Below are 5,782 nucleotides of genomic sequence, written 5' to 3' on the forward strand. Positions count from 1 at the left end.
ATATCAGTTGAAGAAGGAATAATCAAATCATTATTGAATAAAACGAGCAATCAGGAAGTTTAAAGTAATAGAAGGCGGAGGGGAATGAATGTTGGATGAAGAAAAAGAGAGTTCAATTTTAGGAGCAGTAATAGCGGTTAGTTTAAGTGATAAACATACATTTAGTAAAGAAAATCAAGAGAGTATAAAATTAGTTAAGGGATTTGGAGTTGAAGGCGATGCCCACTACGGTTCTACGGTTATACACCGTTCTAGAGTGGCACAAAATCCAAACCAGCCGAACCTAAGACAAGTGCATTTAATTCACAATGAGTTATTAGAAGAGTTAAAGGACCGTTTTACTATTAACCCTGGACAAATGGGTGAAAATATTACAACTGTTGGAATAAATCTCCTTGAATTACCAACTGACACAATATTGTATATAGGTGAGACTGCAATAGTAAAAGTAACAGGTTTACGCAATCCGTGTGCTCAAATTGATAATTTTAAACCTGGTCTTCTAAAGGCTGTTGTAGATAAGGATTCTAATGGAAATCTAATACGAAAAGTCGGAATAATGGCGGTAATTTTGCAGAATGGTGAAGTAAAACCTGGTGATATAATCCGAGTTAAATTACCCCCGAAACCATTTAAAAAACTTGAACGAGTATAAAGCAAACCTTACTAATAGAAGTTTAAATTATTAGTATAAATAATGGCATCGCTTTGTTGTTCAACTAAAGGGTGCTAGAGTTGAAGGTCAGAGCTGTCAATAAGGCAGCTTTTTCTTGTTGAACTAACGGAGCTGTTTACTTGAATAAGCACAATAGAAACGTAAGACGACATTATCTCCAATGCCCATTTTGGATTAATAATTTTCTCCATCAATATGATATCTTAATGTCAAAACTTTTGGGATAAAAATACTTTGTAACTAAGACTCCTAGTGATATGATTTTGTTATTAATTAAAGGAGGAATAAAAATGAAACATGCAGCTCTCCATCAATGGCATAAAGAGCATAATAAACGAATAGCAGAATTTCATAAAAACCACGAAATTGAAATTCAACGTGGTGAAAATGGGAACGGTTTGTTAGCTAAATGGGAAAGATTTTTTTATAATAATGTCATTTCTCCTCTAAAGAAAGTAAAGTAATAGCTCTTAAATGAACTGTGCTCTTAGTACGGTTCATTTTTTAATTTAGAAATATTCATCTATTATGTAAAATTTCTTATTAAAGTAACGGGGAGCATTCCTGTAATGAAGAATTGGCTCGCTCTTCTCTAGTTTGTGAAGAAATTCACTTAAAGTAACGTGGTGCTATAGTTTAAGATCATTAGCTACTTCGGCATACCTTCCACATCCTTTTTACTTCCAGGAACAGTCTCCTATGTTGCCCATGGGCGACTTGAAACTCAATTTCTTTAGCTTCGGTAAGATTTACGATAGGTGTTCATAGGACTCAGTCCTCTCCATTGCAACATGAGTACATCTAAGTAGCTTGATCCAATCTACTAATATTACAAGAAACTCCATAGTCAAACCCACTTGTCAACCGACAAGTGCGTTTATTGTAACCTCAATAATTCGACCTCTTAGTGGTGTTGTTGTCTGTTTAAAACGAAATTAAATTTGTTTAAAAATGTCAGACCTCTATTTCTCGGTGGCGCGCTGAGCTATTCTGCAATGTGAGCCAACAATCCGGTCTGTCCAACAGCGACATAGTCTGCTAGTATATGGTGGTCCGGATAGTCCCCACCATTTTGACGCCGGAAGGGGATGGGCTCGTCCTCAAAGAGATGTTCGAGACGTGAGCGCCAAGCTGACTTCGCTACGTCTACATCGGCTGCGGTGATGCGACCCACTCAACATCCTTAACATCTGTCTTACGACCCGGGAGTGAAGGGTACGATAGTTGAAGATCTAAGCTGTCATTTTGGCAGCTTTTCATATTGTGCTAACTTGGCAGGTTTGTTGAATAAGGATTGACACATAGAACCATTGATATTCTTATGATTTTATCTATACAATGAAGAAAAACACACTTTGAGAGAGTGAAAAACTTGAAACATAATCGACTTTTATTGTTATCGTTGGTTAGTAGTATATTGGTTGTTTTAGTTGCGTTTTTTCAATGGAATTTGGTTGATATAATAACTGAATTTTTAATGTTACCCATTTATTTACTGGTGTTTGGATTTTTTATTGTCATTACAGTAAAGACAATTATCAATTTATTTAAAAATAAGGATTGGAAGCCGTTTACCATCCAGTTATTAACCATCTTATTATGGCTGTTCTTCCCTTTTACACAGGTTATGTTAGATTTGGATTTCAAAATGAATAAGGCTGAAAGAGAAGAAGTGGTGGAAATGGTGGAAAATGGTGCTCTTAAACCGAATGTTTCACACAATTCATCACTTATCCTATTACCTGAAAAATACGCCCGACTATCTAAAGGGGGTGGAGAAATTGTTATTGAAAAAAACGGTAACTTGGTTTTGTTCTTCACATACCGTGGTATATTAGATAATTTCTCTGGGTTCGTGTATTCGCCTAATGATAAAAAGCCAAGTAAACGTGACTTTGATGGAGATTTTAAACAAATAGAAAAGTTAGATGAAAATTGGTATTTTGTAGGTTCTTCTTAAACTCCCATGAAAATAAAAACGGAAAAAGGGCATGAAAAAACAGACCCAGAAAAACCAGTTTTTAAAAAAAGGCTGAGCCTCTTGAAGGAAAGAGTATGAGGTTGGCTGGTAAAACGAAATAGTAATACCTTTCTACTTAAAATTAAATCAGAAAGGCTGGCGCAACAACCAGAAAAAGGATTAATCTCCCATAAGTGCTACCCCTAAATGGGCGCGACAGTCGGTGGTACACCGTGGTCGTTGGAGTCAGACTAACGGATGGGCTCAAAGGCACCATAGTTCAAAGACCTACTTCGCCAGCATTAAAACAGTATAGACTGCCTGATCCATTTTTCATTCTCTGTGGTGAAGCGATGATTTTTGCGCTTCATGGATGGCTAACGGGTGCAAGAGTTCTGGTGTGAGAGGGAGATGTATGAAGGGGAAACCAGAACAAAAGATAGAAACTAAAAAAATTTATAAAACAAAGAAGAATCCTGATGGAATGTTTATAGCACGAATTGTCCAAATACCCAAAGATGATAAGGTGGATTTTGATTTGGTTATTCAAAACAGCAAAAGTGAACAGATTACCTATGAGGAAGTGTTGGTTACAACGGATAATGATTATTTTTCTTTCCGAGTTGCACGAGGAAATCTTGAATGGGTGTCCTTGTATACAGTTGCGGTTTGGGATAGTCTTGGTCATAAATTAGTTGAAGTTGCGGCTCCTTTTTCTTGTTCCACTAACGGATGCAGTTTAGTGCAGAAATAGAAAAAAAGAAGCTATTTGTAAAATAGAAAAATAGCTTCATTTTTTAGTAGGTTTTAATTAATTAGTATTTTTTTGGATTTCTTTTTCCAGAAAAATTGATGATAAGCAGATTGGGCCAAGAAATTGACGATAAATGCAATTGGATAGGCGAGCCATATTCCATTTATCCCAAGCGTTGTAAAATGGGACAAGGAGTATGCTGCCGGAATTTCAATTAGCAAAATACTTGTGATTGTAAAAATTGTTGGCCAAAATACAGTACCTGTTGCTCTCATTGTTGCTGAGATAGTCTGAGTGTGACCTAAAATAACATAACTCCAAAATGAGAACATTATAAGGCTTTTAGCGATATGAATTGTTTCGGTGTTGTTTAAAAAGATGCTTAAAATAGGGGTTGGTATTAGGTAAAGAATGAGAATGAGAATACCGCAAAGAAGATAATTCATTGTAATGGCTATTTTAGTTAAATGTTTAATGTTCGAAATGTTCCCGGACCCCACGGCTTGTGCAACAAATACTGAAATGGCAATTGAAATACTCATCGCTGGTATTTGAACGTAGCTCGCAATTTGATTCACGATTCCATATGCAGCTGTTGCATTGGAACCATAATCATTTACAAAACTTATGACTGCAACTTCTGAAAGCGCGATCGAAACCATACTAATACTAGTAGGAATAGATAATTTCAGTAAGGTTTTCAATACAGAGCCTTTCATGTGAAGATGATTCAAAATAATAGAGTCTAATTTGAGCACATGATTCCGTTTGTGTAAGAATATTAACAGAATCACAAATGTAATGAAATTGGCTAATACAGCAGCATAAGCAGCACCATTTAATCCGAATGCCGGTAAACCCAACCAACCGAAAATAAGAATTGGTAACAAAGTAATATTTAAGATAATACTAATCAATAGAAAATAAAAAGGTGTTTTTGAATCGCCAACACCTCTCATAAAGGTTGTATAGCACATATATAAGAAGGTAATGGGTAATGTAACAAATAAAATACGTGCATACTCTGCGCTTTGAATCAGAATATTCTCAGGTGTTCCCATCCATTTTAGAATATCTTCTGTAAAGAGCCCTCCGATTAGGGCGACAGCAATGGAAATAATGATTGTAAATACTAAAGTAACTCCTACTACTTCCTTCATTTTTGGGATATCCCCACTACCGTATGTTTGCCCAACTAGAATGGAGCTTCCAGATCCAATTCCGATGACAAAGGATAGTAAGAAAAAGAATAGAGGGAAGAAGGCAGAAATAGCTGCTAAAGAATCTACTCCAAGTGTTTGTCCAATGACGATAATTCCAAATACTTGACCTAATGATTGAAAAACGCTTGCAAAAATAACAGGTACGAGAAAGGCAATCATTGGTTTTGCTAAGACAATCGTTTCATTTAAAGATTTTTTCATTTCATATAACTCCTAATAGGTTTCATTTCAAAAGAATCCCTCACTCTTTGAATCTAGATTATGAACAAAGTGAGGGAATAGTAATCGATTATGAATATTTAAGTCATAACTTGTGTATGTTTTATAAAAGCTGATAATATAAACCAAATTGTGTATCATACCATAACAATTTGCTATGTTTACGTTTCGGGATACGTGTTTGTAAACTCCATTCAGGATACTGTTTAATAATCTGAACTTGATCACCAGTAGCAACAGCAATAAATGATATATAATGATCTTTTGTCATGGGATGGTCGCTTGAAATAAACCATTCATAATCAATTTCTGTAATTAATAGCTTTTCTTCGTCTGTTGCGTTCTTCGCTTCTAATCGTTCTAACTTTCTCCCACAGCAAGATATGCTTACATCTCCAGTTGCTAATACAATATTATTACATGACGGACAGACAAAATAATTCGACTTTTTCATATTTCCTCCAACAAAATCATTCGACGATAATTCACCATCTAAAATATTTTCTATATTTACTCCCAATAGGGTAGATAAGCTTGGTAATAGCGTGACATCTGGACAGCCATACCCACGTTCCCATTTTGAAATCGTACGATCAGAAATGTTCATTTGATCAGCTAATTGTTTCTGTGTTAGTCCTTTTTCCTTGCGCAAATTATAAATTAACTCTCCAACTTTACTATTATCCATCATTGTCTCCTCCTGCTCTATTTTCATCTTAGAGGTTTATATGGTTGGCATCAACAAACGCTCCGTAGAGTTAAAAATTAGTAAGATTCACCAGTTTTTTATTTTTGATATGTTTCTATAACTGTAATAATTAGACTTGTTTATTGATGCTATTGGTTTATGGATTCTTCCTTATTTAGTTAACTATGTGGAAAATAAAAATTAAGATTTTTCAAAAGTAAAAGCTAAATGTGAAAGAGTGTACTTAAAGTAAACCAGCTAA

General features: G+C 35.1%; 7 protein-coding genes. 5 read left to right on the forward strand and 2 right to left on the reverse strand.

Going from position 1 to position 5,782, the window contains the following annotated elements:
- The first annotated feature begins 88 nt into the window (after positions 1 to 88).
- The 5 genes from ACIFOT_RS31860 (at position 89) to ACIFOT_RS31880 (ending at position 3,390) form a co-directional block, all read left to right on the forward strand.
- Positions 89 to 655, forward strand: a complete 567-nt coding sequence (locus tag ACIFOT_RS31860) for an MOSC domain-containing protein (RefSeq protein WP_430072895.1) — start codon at positions 89 to 91, stop codon at positions 653 to 655.
- 311 nt (positions 656 to 966) lie between these two features.
- Positions 967 to 1,140, forward strand: a complete 174-nt coding sequence (locus tag ACIFOT_RS31865; RefSeq protein WP_186446374.1) for a hypothetical protein — start codon at positions 967 to 969, stop codon at positions 1,138 to 1,140.
- A gap of 953 nt (positions 1,141 to 2,093) precedes the next feature.
- On the forward strand, positions 2,094 to 2,636 hold the full coding sequence (locus tag ACIFOT_RS31870) for a hypothetical protein (protein ID WP_430072898.1): 543 nt from the start codon (positions 2,094 to 2,096) through the stop codon (positions 2,634 to 2,636).
- Positions 2,637 to 2,869: 233 nt separating this feature from the next.
- Positions 2,870 to 3,040 (forward strand): hypothetical protein, encoded by a 171-nt coding sequence (locus ACIFOT_RS31875; RefSeq protein ID WP_430072900.1) that lies wholly within the window; start codon positions 2,870 to 2,872, stop codon positions 3,038 to 3,040.
- An 11-nt stretch (positions 3,041 to 3,051) separates the two neighbouring features.
- Positions 3,052 to 3,390, forward strand: a complete 339-nt coding sequence (locus tag ACIFOT_RS31880) for a hypothetical protein (RefSeq protein ID WP_430072903.1) — start codon at positions 3,052 to 3,054, stop codon at positions 3,388 to 3,390.
- A gap of 53 nt (positions 3,391 to 3,443) precedes the next feature.
- Here ACIFOT_RS31880 and ACIFOT_RS31885 read toward each other — a convergent pair whose 3' ends face one another.
- Both ACIFOT_RS31885 and ACIFOT_RS31890 read right to left on the reverse strand, forming a co-directional pair.
- Entirely contained in the window at positions 3,444 to 4,814 is a 1,371-nt protein-coding gene (locus ACIFOT_RS31885) for an MATE family efflux transporter (protein ID WP_430072905.1), read from the reverse strand.
- Positions 4,815 to 4,935: 121 nt separating this feature from the next.
- The gene (locus ACIFOT_RS31890) at positions 4,936 to 5,523 is read right to left on the reverse strand and encodes a helix-turn-helix domain-containing protein (protein ID WP_430072908.1); all 588 of its coding nucleotides are present in this window, start codon (positions 5,521 to 5,523) and stop codon (positions 4,936 to 4,938) included.
- Positions 5,524 to 5,782: the final 259 nt, after the last annotated feature.

This window comes from Neobacillus sp. NRS-1170, from assembly GCF_050468025.1.